Here is a 14,551-nt window from a genome sequence, read left to right on the forward strand (position 1 = left end):
TGTGCCGGGCGGGGAGTTGTACAGGACCCCCGCCGGGCGTCGGCCGACTGTCGCCCGCTTGAGGGAGCGTCAGGAGCTGCTGCTACTACTGCAACTGGACCCGGAGGAACTGCTACAGCTGGAACCGCTGGAACCACTGGAGCAACTCGACCCGCTGCTGCCGGAGCTGGACCCACTGCCACCGGCGCAACTGGACCCGCTGCTGCCGCAGCCCGAACCGGATCCGGCCCCGCCGGTGTCGCTGGCCGCGCACCACACGACGACCGGCACTGCGTCCAGGACGGAGAACCCGCCCGCGTCCTGCGCGTCGGAGCGGCGGGGGTTGCCGGAGGCGCCGGAGCCGGCGAGCCGGGACCGGTGCTGGGCCGCGGCCAGCCGGGTGTCCCGGGCCGCAGGGACCAGCAGGGACCGCAGGTACGGGTCCTGCAGGCCGAGCAGCCCGAACAGGGCGGTCCGCACCTGCGGGCCGCCGTCGCCCCCGTACAGGGCGCGCATCCCGCGCAGGGCCTGCCGCCCGTCCGGGGTGACGCGCCGTTTGGCCCGCGACGCGCACACGGCGCCCACGACGAAGCCGCCGATCAGGACCGGGTACACACCGAGGAAGGCCGACACCTCGGAGCGGGAGCTCACCGAGGCCAGCAAGGCGACCATCGGCAGTGACAGGACCAGCAGGACCGCGCACACCGTCGCCTGGACGGCGCCCCAGCGCCGCCACGTGCGCCCCCAGCCGGGCGGGGCGAGCAGCCCCCGGTGGGCGAGCCCGTCCCCGATCTCCTGGACCGAGGGATCGATCATGGCGGCGTACCGCACCTGGTACAGCCAGCCGGAAGGAGCCTGCGCGTACGCCTGGAGGACGGCGCGCTCGGCCGGGTCGGCGGCCCGGGCCCCGGGTCGGACCTGGACGATGCCGGGCCCGCCGGCGGCCATCCGGCCGTCGGAGAGGAGCGAGACGAGCGCGGTGTCCACGACCCCGCCCGGCCCGCCCGTGAGGAACGCGGCCTCGGACAGGTCGTGCAACTGCGGAGCCGGGTGCCCCGTACGGGGCCGGGCGCGCCGCAGCCCGACCCCGAGCAGCAGCGAGGAGACGACGACGCCGATCCAGAGGTCGAGGACGAAGAAGTTCATGCCGCCCTCCCCAGGGAAGTGCGGGCCAGCGGGGTGCGGGCCAGCAGGGCGTGGGCCCAGCGCACGAGGCGCCCCGGCGGCCTCGCCCCGGCCCGGTCCATCCACCAGGCGGTGAGCCGGCGCCGGGCGGCGGGGTCGGCGGGCAGGTCCCGGATCAGCAGGTCCTCGGCGAAGTCGAGGGCGTCGCGGCGGTATCCGCCGGTCATGGGGCGGGAGCGGGCGTACGCGAGGAAGGCCTCGAGGAACGGCGCCCGCCCGCCCAGGATCCCGGGCAGCTCGGGGGCGATCTTCGCGACGACGTCGGCCCGCTTCGCGGCCAGGGCGCGCGCCTGGACCCGTACGCGCTGCCGGTCGAAGCCCTCGGGCACGGGCGTGCCGGCGACGAGAGCGGACAACAGCGCGGCCTGCTCCAGCCCGACCCGGGTCCGCGCCGCCGCGACCCCGTCCGCCGCGGGGGCGCCCACGGCGGTGACGGGCAGGGACGGCTGCGGCGCCGCGGTCCCCACCGCCGCACGAACGGCGTCCAACTCCCCGGCCAGCTCCTCCTCCGCCGGGAAGTCGTCGTCGCGCTCCAGCAGCACCCCGGCCGGGGCCGTCCGCCGGCCCAGCTCCGCCAGGATCTCCAGCACGGCGGGAGGCACCGGGTGCGCGTGCGTGTCGTGCCACACCCCGTCCCGCTCCACGCCCCCGGCGACGTGCACGTACGCCAGCGCCTCCAGCGGGATCCCGTCCAACACCGCGGCCGGGTCCTCGCCGCGGTTGATCCGGTTGGTGTGCAGGTTCGCGACGTCGATCAGCAGCCGGACCCCGGTCCGCTCCACCAGCTCCGTCAGGAACTGTGCCTCCGTCAGCTCCTCGCCGGGCCACCGGATCAGCGCGGCGATGTTCTCCAGCGCGAGTGGCACCGGCAGGGCGTCCTGCGCGATCCGGACGTTCTCGCACAGCACGTCGAGGGCCTCCCGGGTCCGCTGCACCGGCAGCAGATGGCCGGCCTCCAGCACCGGCGAGGAGGTCCGTACGAACGCGATGTGCTCGGTGACCAGAGGCGCCCCCAGGGCCACCGCCCGCTCGGCGAGCGCGGCCAGCTTCTGCGGGTCGGGCCGGTCGGCCCCGCCCAGCCCCAGCGAAACCCCGTGCGGCACGACGCGCACGCCGCGGTCGAGCAGCCGCCGCAGCGGGTCGGGCAGATGGCCGGGGCAGATGTTCTCGGCCACCACCTCGACCCAGTCCAGGCCCGGCAGCCGCTCGATCACCTCGGCGATCTCCGGCCGCCAGCCGATGCCGACCCCCAGTCGTTCCATGGGCTTCATGTCCCCTTGCCCCCTCTCAGCGGTCCGCGTACGGGCCCGTGTGCCGATGTCATGACCCCGCTGGACCAGGGCCAATCCGGGGGAGGGGACGTTCAGAGCAACATTTGAGGTTCCACACGGCCGGCGCCGGGAGGTCGCGCCCGTAGGGCGGAAGGAGCTCGCCCCCTCCGCCCGTCACCGTGGTGGGGCCCGGGCCGATGCCCGTGACCCCGGGGAAACCCCGTGCACCGGCAGGTACGAGATCCGGGGGACGACCAGCCCATACGGGCCCGGCGGGCCCGCTCGGTCACCGGGCACCCGCCCTGATCGGGCGGCACGCCGGGTCGCCGCGGCGGTGGGCGTGCTGGTCCGGACGGGCGCCGCTCGCCGAGTCGACGGTGATCGTCGCGAAGTGCGCGGCCGCGATTCGGCCGCTGGCAGCGGGCGCAGATCCGGACCGCGGTCACCGGTCGGCTCCAGGCGGCGGGCCCGCCCACCCGTTGACGGTCATGGGATACGGGCCCGTCCTGGCCCGCGACCAGGCCGGCGAACACGGCGTCGTCGCCCAACCGCCCGCCGCAGGCGACGCAGTCCCGGCCGCGGGCCCGGTCGGCGGTGAGCTGCTCGTACGACGGCAGCGGCGCCCCACCACAGGCCACGCTCTGCGCCATCACGGCGCCAACCGCATCTGCGCGGCGGGGACGACGCACTCACGAGCGTCTGCGCCGCGAACGTACGCGGCGTCGTAGCGGCGGCCGAACCGGTCCTCTTCGACGCAGACGTCCCTCAGGGTTCCGACCCTGCCGCTGAGCAAGTCCCGCACGCCCAGCCCGAGCCAGGCATGCGGTACCGAGGACCCCACGGGCCCAGGAGAACGCGATCACGCCGCCCTCGCCGGACGACATCCGCCGGTGGTGCGCGGCATGCGGCGTGCCGGAGCAGGCGGCCGACATCGTGGCCCCGTCACGGACGGCCGAGTCGCTCTCCGTCGAGTGGCGACGCCGCGTTCCCACCGGCCTGCGCCAGCTGCAGCAGAGCTACGTACCCCTGTTCCGGTCGACGCGGCTCTTCCGCGTCCACTCGGCGACCCTCCTGCCCGGGCTCCTGCGAGCCGAGGGCTACGCCACGGGGCTCCTCCGTGCCATCTCCGCATTCCGCGAGATTCCCGACGACGTGGCGGACGCCGTCGCCGCGCGCATGGAGCGGAACCTGATCACGCGGGAGCCGGGCCGCCGGTTCGTCATGGTCATCGAGGGTTCCGCCCTCCGGTACCAGCTCGCCGACCCCGAGGCCATGGCCGCCCAACCCGGCACGTCCTGGCGGCGTCCGCCCTGCCGGCCGTCTCGGTCGGCGTCATCCCCGTGGCGAGGCGGGAACGGCTGCAGTGGCCGCTGGAGACCTTCCACATGTACGACGACACGCTCGTGTCCGTGGAACTGCTGGCCGCCCGCGTCACGGTGACCCACTCCAGCGACATCGCCTTGTACGAGCGGGCGTTCTCAGCGCTGCAGCGGATGGCCGTGTACGGACCGGAAGCGCGCGCCCTGATCGTCGCGGCCATCGACGTCCTCCACGAGCAGGCCGTGCGCAAGGAGCGTCCTCGCCGCCCGTCAGCGGTGCGTGAGGCGGGACCGCAGGGCGGGGTGGTCGGCGATGACCGTGGCCGAGCCGGAGGGGATCTCCGTGAAGCCCGCGTCGCGGACCAGGGGGAGGCCGCTGGTGGTCAGGGTCGGCCAGGTGGTGCGGTCGGCCGTGCGGACCTGGAGGGGGAAGCCCGACTGCTGCCAGGCCGTGCGTTCTGCGGCGGTCAGTTCCCACCAGGCGAGCTGGGCCGCGTGACCGGCCTGGGCCATCGCCTTGCCGGCGGACATGTCCAGGTCCGGGTTGAGCCAGAGGACGGGGACCTCGGGGGTGGGCGGGGCGAGCGGGGCCGGGTCGTCCAGGTCCGTGCCCGACACCTGGAGCTTGGCCAGCTCCTTGGGCCAGCCGTCCAGCGGGATCGGCGGGAAGACCCGGACCTCCGCCGCTTCGCCGTGCACCGTGATGCCGGGGAGGGTGTCGGTCTTGCGCCATTCCGCGCCGCGCGCCCGCCGGACCACCTTGCGGATCCGCGCGTCCTGCCAGTCGCGCACCGCCTGCGCCCACTCGCCCTCGCCGTGCGCGCGCTCGTCCGACAGCAGGACCAGGACGGCGCGGGCGGCCGTCTCCAACGCGTCCGTACGGGCGGGCGGTTCGGCCTTCTCGATCCGTACGACCAGGGGCAGCACGAACTGCGGGGCGTCGTCGCGGGCGATGCGCCCCTGCCGGAACGGGCTGTCGGCCCCCACGGCGGGTACGTCTGAAGTGTGGTGCGTGTCCTGGCTGCTCATCCTGCCAAGGATGCCAGGCTCCGCCTCCAGGAGGATGCCGCGGGGGTGCCGGCCGGGTGAGGATCAGGCTCATGAAGAGCGACCTTTTCTCGTCCGAGAACCTTGCCCAGCCGGCTGCCGCCCCCGGCATGTCCCTGCAGAACGCCAAGTCGGTGAAGTACGCCGTCAACGGTGAGATGCTCGCCCGGCAGGGCTCGATGGTCGCCTTCCGCGGCAACCTGCAGTTCGAGCGCAAGGGCCAGGGCATAGGCGGCATGCTCAAGCGCGCCGTCACCGGCGAGGGGCTGCCGCTGATGGCCGTCCGCGGTCAGGGCGAGGCCTGGTTCGCCCACCAGGCCGGCAACTGCTTCATCGTCGACTTCGAGCCGGGCGACGCCCTGAGCGTCAACGGGCGCAACGTGCTCTGCTTCGACTCCACCCTCGCGTACGAGATCAAGATGGTGAAGGGTGCCGGCATGACGGGCGGCGGCCTCTTCAACAGCGTCTTCACCGGCACCGGCAAGCTCGCCGTGGTCTGCGACGGCAACCCGATCGTCATACCCGTCACCCCGCAGTCCCCGGTGTACGTGGACACGGACGCGGTGGTCGGCTGGAGCGCGCGGCTGGAGACGCACCTGCACCGCTCCCAGTCCGTCGGCTCCATGCTGCGCGGCGGCTCCGGCGAGGCCGTCCAGCTGAAGCTGTCCGGCGACGGCTTCGTCATCGTCCGGCCCAGCGAGGTCACCGAGGCGACGGCGGCCGCCCACTGAAGCTGACCGGTGTCGGACGCCGCCACGGGCCCCGGCGGCCCTGGGTGCTGCGGGGCGTCTCCCTGGAGCTGGCGCCGGGGACGCTCGTGCGCATCGAGGGCCGCAACGGCGGCGGCAAGTCGACGCTGATGCGGATCATCGCCGGGATCGACGCCCCGACGGAGGGGCGCGTGAGGGGGCGCCCGCGTCGCACCGCCTTCGTGCCCGAACGCTTCCCGGCGGCCCTTCCTCTCACCGCGGCGGCCTACCTCAGCCACATGGGCCGGGTGCACGGGCTGCCGCGGGCCGAGGCCGAGCGTCGGGCGGCGTACTGGCTGGAGCGGTTCGGGGCCGGCGCTCACGCCCGCACCCCGCTCGCCGAACTGTCCAAGGGCAGCAGCCAGAAGGTCGCCGTCGCCCAGGCCCTGCTCGCCGAGCCCGGCCTGCTCGTCCTCGACGAGGCCTGGACGGGTCTCGACGCGTCGGCCCGTGCCGAACTGGACGGGGCCGTCGCCGAACGGACGGCCGCCGGCGGGGCGGTGGTCTTCGTCGACCACGACCCGGCGCGGCTCGCGGACGCGGCCGACGCCCGCCACCGGGTGGAGGGGACCGGTCTCGTGCCCGTCCCCGAGCCGGAGGGTGGGCGAACAGGGCCCTGGGTACGGATCCGGGCGGCCGGACCGGCAGGTGCGGTGCCGCCGCTCGGCCTGGACACCGCCCCGCTCGCTCCCGACGGCGGCCTGCTGGTCACGGTGCCCGCTGCCCGGTCCGACGCCGTGCTGCGCGCCCTGCTCACGGCGACGCCTCCCTGGCACGTCCGAGGTGTGGAGGAGCTGCCGTGACCGGATTCACCGGGCTGGCCCCGCTCGCCGCGCTGGTGCGCTATCAGAGCGCGCTGCTGCTGCGTTCGCAGCGGTGGATCGGCCCGCTGCTGCTGTACGCCGCCTTCCTGGCCGCCGGGATCCGGCCCGGTGAGCCGGTGCTCGACTCGCTGGGGTGGGCGGCGGCCGGGCTGGTGCCCGTCGCCGCCTGGCTCGTCCGGGTCTGCGTCACCAACGAGCCCGCCGCCGCGCGCGATTGCGCCGCCGCCGCAGCAGGCCCCGTACGCGTGCACGCGGCGGCCCTGCTGACCGCGCTGGGCGGGGCGCTGCTCGCCGGGGCGGTGGCCGCCGCGGTGGTGCTGCTGGTGGGCGGGCGTGCCGTGGTGACGGCCGGGGCGGCTGCGGCAGCGGCGGCACTGGCGGTGCCGGCCTGCGCGCTGGCCGGTGCGGCGGTCGGGGCGGTGTGCAGCCGGCCACTGGTGCGTCCTACGGGTTTCGCGGTCCTGGCCGGCGGCCTCGGCTCCCTGGCGGCCCTGGGCCTGTCCGGGTCCCCGGCCCGCGGTGCGGTGACCGCGCTGGTCGTGGGGTCCCGTACGGGCACGGTGGCGTCGGCCGGGCTGGCGGCAGCCGCCGTGTCGGCGCTGGTGCTGGCCTGCGGGGCGGGGGCGGTGGCCTGCCTGGCTGCCCGTCGGCGCGGCTGAGCGGGCGCCGCTTCCCGTCCGGGGTCTCGGCCGGCCGGGCCGGTCGGGCGCCCGGTCGTTCGGCCTCCCGTCGTTCGGTCGCCCGTCGTTCGGCCTCCCGTCGTTCGGTCGGCCACCCGCCGTCCCGCCCCGCCGTCGGTCGGTCGCCCGTCAGTCGGTCGGGCACCAGCCGTCCCGCCCCGCCGTCCCGCCCCGCCCGGCATGCGCGGGCTGCGGGGGTCGGGCCCGGAGCCGGCCCGGGGCGGCCGCGCCTACTTTCCGATGAGCTCGGACACCTTCACGAACCGGTAGCCGCGGTTGCGGAGCTCCGGGACGATCTTGCGGATGGCCTCCTCGGTGACGGGGGCGGCGCTGCGCGTGCAGTGCATCACCACCACCGAGCCCGGCTTCACCCCGGCGATCACCTGCTGGGCCACCGCGTTCGGGTCCTTGGCGAAGGCGTCCCCGCTGACCACGTCCCACTGCACCGCGGTGACCTTGGCCGTGGACAGGGCCCGCAGCGCCTGGTCGTCGTAGCAGCCGCCGGGGAAGCGGAAGTAGGGGACGGTGTTGACGGCGCCGGCCGTGCGGAACGCGGCGAAGGCCCGGTCCACGTCGGCCCGGGCGGCCGCGGCGTCGAGGGCGGGGAGCCCGTAGCAGGGGGACTTGAAGGCGTGGTGGCTGTAGGAGTGGTTCGCGATCTCGAAGTTCGGGTCGGTGCCGATCGCCTTCACCTGGTCGGGGTACTCCTCGGCCCAGCGGCCCGTCATGAAGATCGTGGACGGCACCTTGAGGGACCGCAGCGTGGAGATCAGCTGGGGGTTGTCGAAGTGCTCCCCGCCGGCGGCGCGCGGCCCCTGGTCCGAGGTCATGTCGGCGTCGAAGGTCAGGGCGACGGTCTTCTCGGTCTGCTGCTTCGCCCGTTCGAAGACCGGGGTCAGGCCGTTCGGGCCGGGCGGCAGGGTCGGGACCTTGCCGGGTCCGGGGGCGGCGGCCGGGGCGGACGGGGGGGCGTGGGGGGAGGACGCCGCCGGCGCGGGGGCGGCGGGGGTGCCCAGACGGGCCTGCCCGCCCGCACCGGAGGAGGCGGGGGTACTGCCGCCTCCGCATCCGGCGAGGGCGGTGCAGAGCGCGGCACCGAGGGCGGCCGTGGCCACCGCATTGCGCACAGAAAGGGTCACGCACGCAAAATATATGACGATCTGATTGACCGATGTTCACGGCGCGGGGGTGGGTGCGCCAATCCCCCGTCCGCGCGCCGGGGACGCAGGAGCCGGCTCAGTGCCAGGGGCCGGTCACGGCGAAGGTGGTGCCGGGCGCGTAGGCGTTGACGTACAGGGTCCGCCCGTCCGGAGAGAAGGTCACCCCGGCGAACTCGCCGAACTCGGGGGCTCCGGGCGTGCCGATGTCGTCGGCGTTGCGGGCCACCGGATAGACCTCACCGGCCGGCGTGACCCCGAAGACGTACTGGGCGCCGCCGCCGTCCTCGCACACCATCAGGCCGCCGTCGGGGGCGAGGCAGATGTTGTCGGGGGCGTCTCCCGGCAGCTGGACGTCGGTGGCCGGCCCGAAGACCACGTCCAGCCGGACCGTGCGCCGCGCCGGGTCGTGGAACCACACTTGGCCGTGGTGGTCGGCTGCGGCCCCCTCGGCGCTGCGGGCGTAGCTGGAGACGAAGTGGACGCCGCCGTTGCCGCCCCAGTAGCAGCCTTCCAGCTTCTGGGCGTGGGTGATGCCGCCCGGCCCGAAGTCCTGGAACCGGATCGGGGTGCCGGCCGCCGAGGGGTCGGGTACGGGCACCCACTCGGCCGGGAACTCGGCACCGGGCTCGGTGACGACGGACAGGTCCGGCACCCCCGGCACGCGCAGCGCCTCAAGGCGCCCGCCGGCCCGCAGCGAGCCGGTGCCGCCGAGCGGCCGCGCGGGCAGGAAGCGGAAGAAGAGCCCGAAGGGTTCGACGAAGGCGTCCTCGGTCTCGTAGACGGTGCCGCGGTCCGGGTCCACGGCGACGGCCTCGTGGGCGAAGCGGCCCAGGGCGGTCAGCGGGACGGCACCGGAGCGGTGCGGGTCGGCGGGGTCGACCTCGAACACGTAGCCGTGGTCGCGGGTGTAGCCGGAGGTGCCCGCCCGGTCCTCGGTCTCTTCGCAGCTCAGCCACGTGTTCCAGGGGGTGCGGCCGCCCGCGCAGTTGACGGCGGTGCCGGCGAGGGCGACGCGCTCGGAGGTGACCCGGCCCATCGGGTCGAGGTCGAGGAGGGTGCAACCGCCGAGGGCGGCGGGGTCGTACGTCAGGCCGTCGACGGCCGGGACGCGGACGGTCGCCGTGGTCCGGTTCTCGTGGTTGCGGACGAGCCGGACCCCGCCGTCGGCGCCGGCCGCGAAGGCGGCCATGCCGTCGCAGTTGGCGGGTACGGTGCCCTCGCCGGAGCGCAGCGGGTCGCCGGCCCGGGACAGCACGCGGTAGGTGAACCCGGCGGGCAGGTCGAGCAGCCCGTCCGGGTCGGGCAGGAGGGGCCCGTACCCGGCCCGGGCCCGGGCGGCGGCCCGCGGGTCGGCGGCGTGGAGTGCGCCGAGGCTCCCGACGAGGGTGATGCCGGCGGCGAGCAGACTGCGGCGGGAGAGGGACATGGCGGTTCCCCGGGGCGAGGGCGGCAGTTGACCGGCCCGTGGTACCACGTCCGCCGTCGCGCCCCCGGACACCCCGCCCGCTCCCTCACCCCACCGGCCGCCCGGAACGCCCCGGCCGATCCGGGCGGGCCGGGGCGTCTGCGGTGGTGCCGGCCCCGGGGCGGCGGCGCGGGCGCCCCGGCTCCCGGGGCGGATCCGCGGGACGGGGCCCGTCAGGGCGTCAGGCGAGCGTGGCGCTGAGGGTGATGGTGGTGCCCGTCAGGGCCTGGCTGACCGGGCAGTTCTTCTTGGCGTCCTCGGCCGCGGCCTGGAAGCCCGCCTCGTCCAGCCCGGGGACCGTGCCCTCCACGGTCAGGTGGATGCCGGTGATGCCCTCGCCCGGCTGGAAGGTGACGTCCGCCTTGGTCTCCAGGCGGGTCGGCGGGGTGCCCTTGCCGGTCAGGCCGTGGGACAGGGCCATCGAGAAGCAGCTGGAGTGCGCGGCCGCGATCAGCTCCTCCGGGCTGGTCTTGCCGTTCGCGGCCTCCGCACGGGAGGGCCAGGAGACGTCGTACGAACCGATGCCCGAGGAATCGAGGGTGACGACACCCTTGCCCTCCAGCAGGTTGCCTTCCCAGACGGTGTGTGCGTGACGGGTGGTGGCCATGGTCGCTGGTATCCCTTCGCAGGAAAGTGGAGAACGGCCGGTCCGCCCGAAAAGCGGCCCGGCGCCCCCAAACCTACTGGGACACCAGGGGTTTCGCGTCGCGCGCCAGGGCCGTGAGCCGGGATATGGCGCGGAAGTACTTCTTGCGGTAGCCGCCGTTCAGCATGTCGTCGCTGAACAGCCTGTCGAACGGGACACCCGAGGCGAGCACCGGTATCTCGCGGTCGTACAGCCGGTCCGCGAGCACGACGAGCCGCAGCGCGGTCGACTGGTCCGGCACCGGGACCACGTCGGTGAGGCAGACCGCGGACACGCCCTCGGTGAGGGCGCCGTACCGGCTGGGGTGCACCTTGGCCAGGTGGTCGAGGAGGCCGGGGAAGTCGTCCAGGCTCGCGCCCCCGGTCGCGTACGCGGCCTTCGTCACCTGCTCGTCCGAGAACGGTGCCGGTGCCTCCGGCAACCCGCGGTGGCGGTAGTCCTGGCCGTCGATGCGCAGCGGCCGGAAGTGCGCGGAGAGCCCCTGGATCTCGCGCAGGAAGTCCACTGCGGCGAACCTGCCCTCGCCGAGCTTGCCGGGCAGCGTGTTGGAGGTGGCGGCCAGCGCCACGCCCCGCTCGACCAGCCGGCTGAGCAGGGAGGACACGAGCACGGTGTCGCCCGGGTCGTCGAGCTCGAACTCGTCGATGCACAGCAGCCGGTGCCCGCCCAGGGTCTCCACCGTCTGCTGGAAGCCGAGGGCGCCGACCAGGTTGGTCAGCTCCACGAAGGTGCCGAAGGCCTTCAGTGCGGGCTCGGCCGGGGTCGCGTGCCACAGGGAGGCCAGCAGGTGGGTCTTGCCGACGCCGTAGCCGCCGTCGAGGTACACCCCGCGCGGGGCGGCGGGGGCCGCGGCCTTCGGGGCGCGGGAGAACCAGCGCCGCTTGCCGGAGCCGCTGGCGTGCGCGCCGCCCAGCCCGGCGGCGAAGCCGCTGAGGGTGGAGACGGCCTCGGCCTGGCTGGGCTGGGTGGGGTCCGGCACGTACGTGTCGAAGCGCACCGAGTCGAACCGCGGCGGGGGCACCATCTCGGCCACCAGCCGCTCGGCGGGCACCCGGGGCTCGCGGGCGCAGAGGGACTGCGGGCCCGCGTCGGCTATCGGGGATCGCCCGTGGGTGGAACCGGAGGCGGAGAGTGATGTTGGCACAGCTCCTCACTGTACGCGGCGTGGCACACTGCACCGATGCGACGCCTGTTCCCTGTGACCGATCAGACACCCCGCCCCGAGGGCCCCCGTCCCGAGGGCGGCTCCCGTCCCCGGGGCGGTGGTCCCGCGGACCGGCCCGGTGGGCACCCCGCGGCCTTCGAGGACCGCGAGTGGTCGCTGGACGAGCTGGCCGAGGCCTACGCGTACCCCGAGATCGGGCCGGACGGCCACTGGCTGCGGGCGAACATGGTGTCGACCCTGGACGGCGCCGCCCAGCACGAGGGTCGCTCGCAGCCGATCTCCAGTGACACCGACATGCGGGTCTTCGGCACCCTGCGGGCGCTGGCCGATGTGGTCATCGCCGGCGCGGAAACGGTTCGCCAGGAGGGGTACCGCCCGGCCCGGGCGCGGGAGGCCTTCGCGGCCCGCCGCGCGGCCGCCGGGCAGGGGCCCGCGCCCGCCATCGCGGTGGTCACGGCCGGGGCGGACCTGGACTACTCGCTGCCCCTGTTCACCTCCCCCCTGGTGCCGACGCTCCTCGTCACCGGCGCCGGCGCCCCGGCCGACAAGGTGGCCGAGGCGTCCCGGGCCGGGGCCGAGATCGTGGTGGCCGGGGACGGGGCCGCCGTGGACCCGGTCCGCGCGGTACGGGAGCTCGCCGCCCGCGGGCTGCGCCGTCAGCTGACCGAGGGCGGGCCCCGGTTGCTGGGCCAGTTCGTGGCCGCCGACGTGCTCGACGAGCTGTGCCTGACGATCTCCCCGATGCTCACGGCCGGTGACGCCCAGCGCATCGCCGGAGGGCCCGCGGTGGCCGTGCCGCACCGGCTCGCACCGGCCTCCGTGCTGGAGGAGGCCGGGTTCCTCTTCACGAGCTACCGTCGGATCTGACAAAAGCGGAATTCCTCGTTCCGCTTGGCTTCCGCTGGGCACATATATCTGCGCACGCCCCGTGCGAGAGCGGGGCAGGATGGTTTCCGCAGGGCTGCGGCCGCCTGACCGCGGCCAATGGAGGAGAGGGCGTCCGTGTTCACGAGCGTTTTGATGATCGAGCAGCCGCTGACCGCCGTCGACGCGGACTTCGTGACCAGCCTGCACGGGGACGACCCGGTCTCCTTCATCGTGCTCATGCAGCCCCGGGGCGACCAGGACCGGCTGCTGCGCGCCATCGACGACGTCGCCCTCGGCGAGCTGCCCGAGGCCCTGCACGAGGCCGACATCCCCGAGGGCGAGGCCGCGCTCGGCCCCGCCGAGCAGGCCCTCGCCCACTCCCTGGAGGCCCTGCGCAGGAGAGGCGCCCAGGCCGTGGGGGAGATCGTCCAGCACCATCCGCTCGACAAACTGCGCGAGGTCGTCGAGGCCTCGAAGGCCGACGAGGTGATCGTTCTGACCGCCCCGCACTTCGTCGAGGAGTTCTTCCACCGGGACTGGGCCTCCCGCGCCCGCCACAAGGTCGGGGTTCCGGTGCTCAAGCTCTTCGCCCACAACGAATAGGCTGGCGTCCGACACACCCGTCGAGCCGACCGGCCGACACCCGTCGAGCCCACCGGGCCGGCCCGCACGGCGGGCCGACCGGCGGACCCGCTCGGCACGCACCGCCGTACCGCCCGAACCGCCCGACCCGCACCTTGGGGAGCCCCGATATGACGCCGCCGCCCGGCCTGCCGAACGCCATGGAACGCCCGCACTTCATCGGCATCGGCGGCGCCGGAATGTCCGGCATCGCGAAGATCCTCGCCCAGCGCGGCGCCCGGGTCGCCGGCAGTGACGCCCGCGACTCCGACACCGCCCAGGCGCTGCGCGCCCACGGCGCCACCGTCCACATCGGGCACGCCGCCGGGCACCTCGCCGACGACGCCACCTGCGTGGTCGTCTCCAGCGCGATCCGCGCCGACAACCCCGAGCTCGCCCGCGCCGCCGAGCTCGGCATCCCCGTCGTGCACCGCTCCGACGCCCTCGCCGCCCTGATGGACGGCCTGCGGCCGATCGCCGTCGCCGGCACCCACGGCAAGACCACCACCACCTCGATGCTGGCGGTCTCCCTGTCGGCGCTCGGCCTGGACCCCTCGTACGCCATCGGCGGCGACCTCGACGCCCCGGGCTCCAACGCCCACCACGGGACCGGCGACATCTTCGTGGCCGAGGCGGACGAGAGCGACCGCAGCTTCCACAAGTACACCCCGCAGGTCGCGATCATCCTGAACGCGGAGCTCGACCACCACGCGAACTACGCGTCGATGGACGAGATCTACGAGTCCTTCGAGACCTTCGTCGGCAAGATCGTGCCCGGCGGCACCCTGGTCGTCGCCCACGGCCAGGCCGGCGCGGCCGAGATCGCCGCCCGCGTCAGCGGCAACCCCCAGCTGATGATCACCACGTACGGTGAGGACCAGGCCGCCGACGTCTGGATCCGGAAGATCACCCCCCGCGGCCTGACCAGCGAGGTCTCCGTCGTGATCGACGGCTGCGAGATCGTCTTCACCGTCTCCGTGCCCGGCCGCCACTACGCGCACAACGCCGTCGCCGCCCTCGCCGCCGGCGTGGCCCTCGGCATCCCCGCCGACGACCTGGCCTCCGCCCTCGGCAAGTACACCGGCGTCAAGCGCCGCCTCCAGCTCAAGGGCGAGGCCGCCGGCGTACAGGTCATCGACTCCTACGCCCACCACCCCACCGAGATGACCGCCGACCTGGAGGCCATCCGCGGGGCGGCCGGGGACTCCCGGATCCTGGTCGTCTTCCAGCCGCACCTGTTCTCGCGCACCCAGGAGCTGGGCAAGGAGATGGGCCAGTCCCTCGCCCTCGCCGACTCCGCCGTGGTCCTGGACATCTACCCGGCCCGCGAGGACCCGATCCCGGGGGTCACCAGCGAGATCATCATCGCGGCCGCGCGTGCGGCCGGCGCCGACGTCACCGCCGAGCACGACAAGGCCGCCGTCGCCGACGTCATCGCGGGAATGGCGAAGCCGGGTGATCTCGTTCTGACGATGGGCGCGGGAGACGTCACGGACCTCGGTCCGGCGATCCTGGCCCGCCTGTCCGGCTGACCTACGGGTCGACGGGCCGGACGAGAAGACACAGGGAGAGG

The 14,551-nt window shown here is 74.7% G+C and carries 13 protein-coding genes and 2 pseudogenes; 8 read left to right on the forward strand and 7 right to left on the reverse strand.

The genetic code is table 11. The features are described 5' to 3' along the window. Positions 1-69: 69 nt before the first annotated feature. Positions 70-1,125 (reverse strand): TIGR04222 domain-containing membrane protein, encoded by a 1,056-nt coding sequence (locus ACFV7Q_RS16475; RefSeq protein WP_385428906.1) that lies wholly within the window; start codon positions 1,123-1,125, stop codon positions 70-72. Continuing rightward, on the reverse strand, positions 1,122-2,426 hold the full coding sequence (locus ACFV7Q_RS16480; RefSeq protein WP_385428907.1) for a DUF692 domain-containing protein: 1,305 nt from the start codon (positions 2,424-2,426) through the stop codon (positions 1,122-1,124). The genes ACFV7Q_RS16475 and ACFV7Q_RS16480 overlap by 4 nt, the downstream gene beginning before the upstream one ends. Before the next feature lie 942 nt (positions 2,427-3,368). Here ACFV7Q_RS16480 and ACFV7Q_RS16485 point away from each other — a divergent pair. Beyond that, positions 3,369-3,659 (forward strand): annotated as a pseudogene (locus tag ACFV7Q_RS16485) (Scr1 family TA system antitoxin-like transcriptional regulator); the annotation flags it as partial. 116 nt (positions 3,660-3,775) lie between these two features. Beyond that, positions 3,776-3,904 (forward strand): annotated as a pseudogene (locus ACFV7Q_RS16490) (transcriptional regulator); the annotation flags it as partial. A 120-nt stretch (positions 3,905-4,024) separates the two neighbouring features. Here ACFV7Q_RS16490 and ACFV7Q_RS16495 read toward each other — a convergent pair. Further along, positions 4,025-4,783, reverse strand: a complete 759-nt coding sequence (locus ACFV7Q_RS16495) for an aminoacyl-tRNA hydrolase (protein WP_385428909.1) — start codon at positions 4,781-4,783, stop codon at positions 4,025-4,027. A gap of 71 nt (positions 4,784-4,854) precedes the next feature. Here ACFV7Q_RS16495 and ACFV7Q_RS16500 point away from each other — a divergent pair, with 71 nt between their 5' ends. From ACFV7Q_RS16500 to ACFV7Q_RS16510, 3 genes are read left to right on the forward strand one after another with little or no spacing between them, the layout of a single operon-like run. Then, on the forward strand, positions 4,855-5,532 hold the full coding sequence (locus ACFV7Q_RS16500) for an AIM24 family protein (RefSeq protein ID WP_385428911.1): 678 nt from the start codon (positions 4,855-4,857) through the stop codon (positions 5,530-5,532). Next, positions 5,529-6,353: an ATP-binding cassette domain-containing protein gene (locus ACFV7Q_RS16505; protein ID WP_385428980.1), complete on the forward strand. Its 825-nt coding sequence runs from the start codon at positions 5,529-5,531 to the stop codon at positions 6,351-6,353. Before ACFV7Q_RS16500 ends, ACFV7Q_RS16505 begins: the two co-directional genes overlap by 4 nt. Further along, complete coding sequence (locus ACFV7Q_RS16510) at positions 6,350-7,033, forward strand: ABC transporter (RefSeq protein ID WP_385428913.1); 684 nt, start codon at positions 6,350-6,352, stop codon at positions 7,031-7,033. The genes ACFV7Q_RS16505 and ACFV7Q_RS16510 overlap by 4 nt, the downstream gene beginning before the upstream one ends. 251 nt (positions 7,034-7,284) lie before the next feature. Here the strand turns inward: ACFV7Q_RS16510 and ACFV7Q_RS16515 are convergent, their stop codons facing one another. The 4 genes from ACFV7Q_RS16515 to zapE all read right to left on the reverse strand — a co-directional run bounded on the left by ACFV7Q_RS16515 (position 7,285) and on the right by zapE (position 11,469). After that, the gene (locus ACFV7Q_RS16515; RefSeq protein ID WP_385428915.1) at positions 7,285-8,193 is read right to left on the reverse strand and encodes a polysaccharide deacetylase family protein; all 909 of its coding nucleotides are present in this window, start codon (positions 8,191-8,193) and stop codon (positions 7,285-7,287) included. Positions 8,194-8,290: 97 nt separating this feature from the next. Further along, positions 8,291-9,640, reverse strand: a complete 1,350-nt coding sequence (locus tag ACFV7Q_RS16520; protein ID WP_385428917.1) for an alkaline phosphatase PhoX — start codon at positions 9,638-9,640, stop codon at positions 8,291-8,293. Positions 9,641-9,860: 220 nt separating this feature from the next. Continuing rightward, positions 9,861-10,286 carry an OsmC family protein gene (locus tag ACFV7Q_RS16525; protein ID WP_385428919.1) on the reverse strand — a complete coding sequence of 142 codons (426 nt, stop codon included), beginning with the start codon at positions 10,284-10,286 and terminating at the stop codon, positions 9,861-9,863. A 73-nt stretch (positions 10,287-10,359) separates the two neighbouring features. Then, complete coding sequence (zapE, locus tag ACFV7Q_RS16530; RefSeq protein ID WP_385428920.1) at positions 10,360-11,469, reverse strand: cell division protein ZapE; 1,110 nt, start codon at positions 11,467-11,469, stop codon at positions 10,360-10,362. Between the two features lie 36 nt (positions 11,470-11,505). Here zapE and ACFV7Q_RS16535 point away from each other — a divergent pair, with 36 nt between their 5' ends. The 3 genes from ACFV7Q_RS16535 (at position 11,506) to murC (ending at position 14,510) form a co-directional block, all read left to right on the forward strand. Beyond that, positions 11,506-12,357, forward strand: coding sequence for a pyrimidine reductase family protein (locus ACFV7Q_RS16535; RefSeq protein WP_385428922.1), 852 nt, complete (start codon positions 11,506-11,508; stop codon positions 12,355-12,357). 135 nt (positions 12,358-12,492) lie between these two features. Beyond that, positions 12,493-12,960: an indole-3-glycerol phosphate synthase gene (locus tag ACFV7Q_RS16540; RefSeq protein WP_385428923.1), complete on the forward strand. Its 468-nt coding sequence runs from the start codon at positions 12,493-12,495 to the stop codon at positions 12,958-12,960. A gap of 149 nt (positions 12,961-13,109) precedes the next feature. Next, a complete protein-coding gene (gene murC, locus ACFV7Q_RS16545; protein WP_385428925.1) occupies positions 13,110-14,510 on the forward strand; it encodes a UDP-N-acetylmuramate--L-alanine ligase in 1,401 nt (466 codons plus the stop codon). The last annotated feature ends 41 nt before the right edge of the window (positions 14,511-14,551 follow it).

It is taken from the genome of Streptomyces sp. NPDC059851 (assembly GCF_042732005.1).
GTDB lineage: Bacteria > Actinomycetota > Actinomycetes > Streptomycetales > Streptomycetaceae > Streptomyces.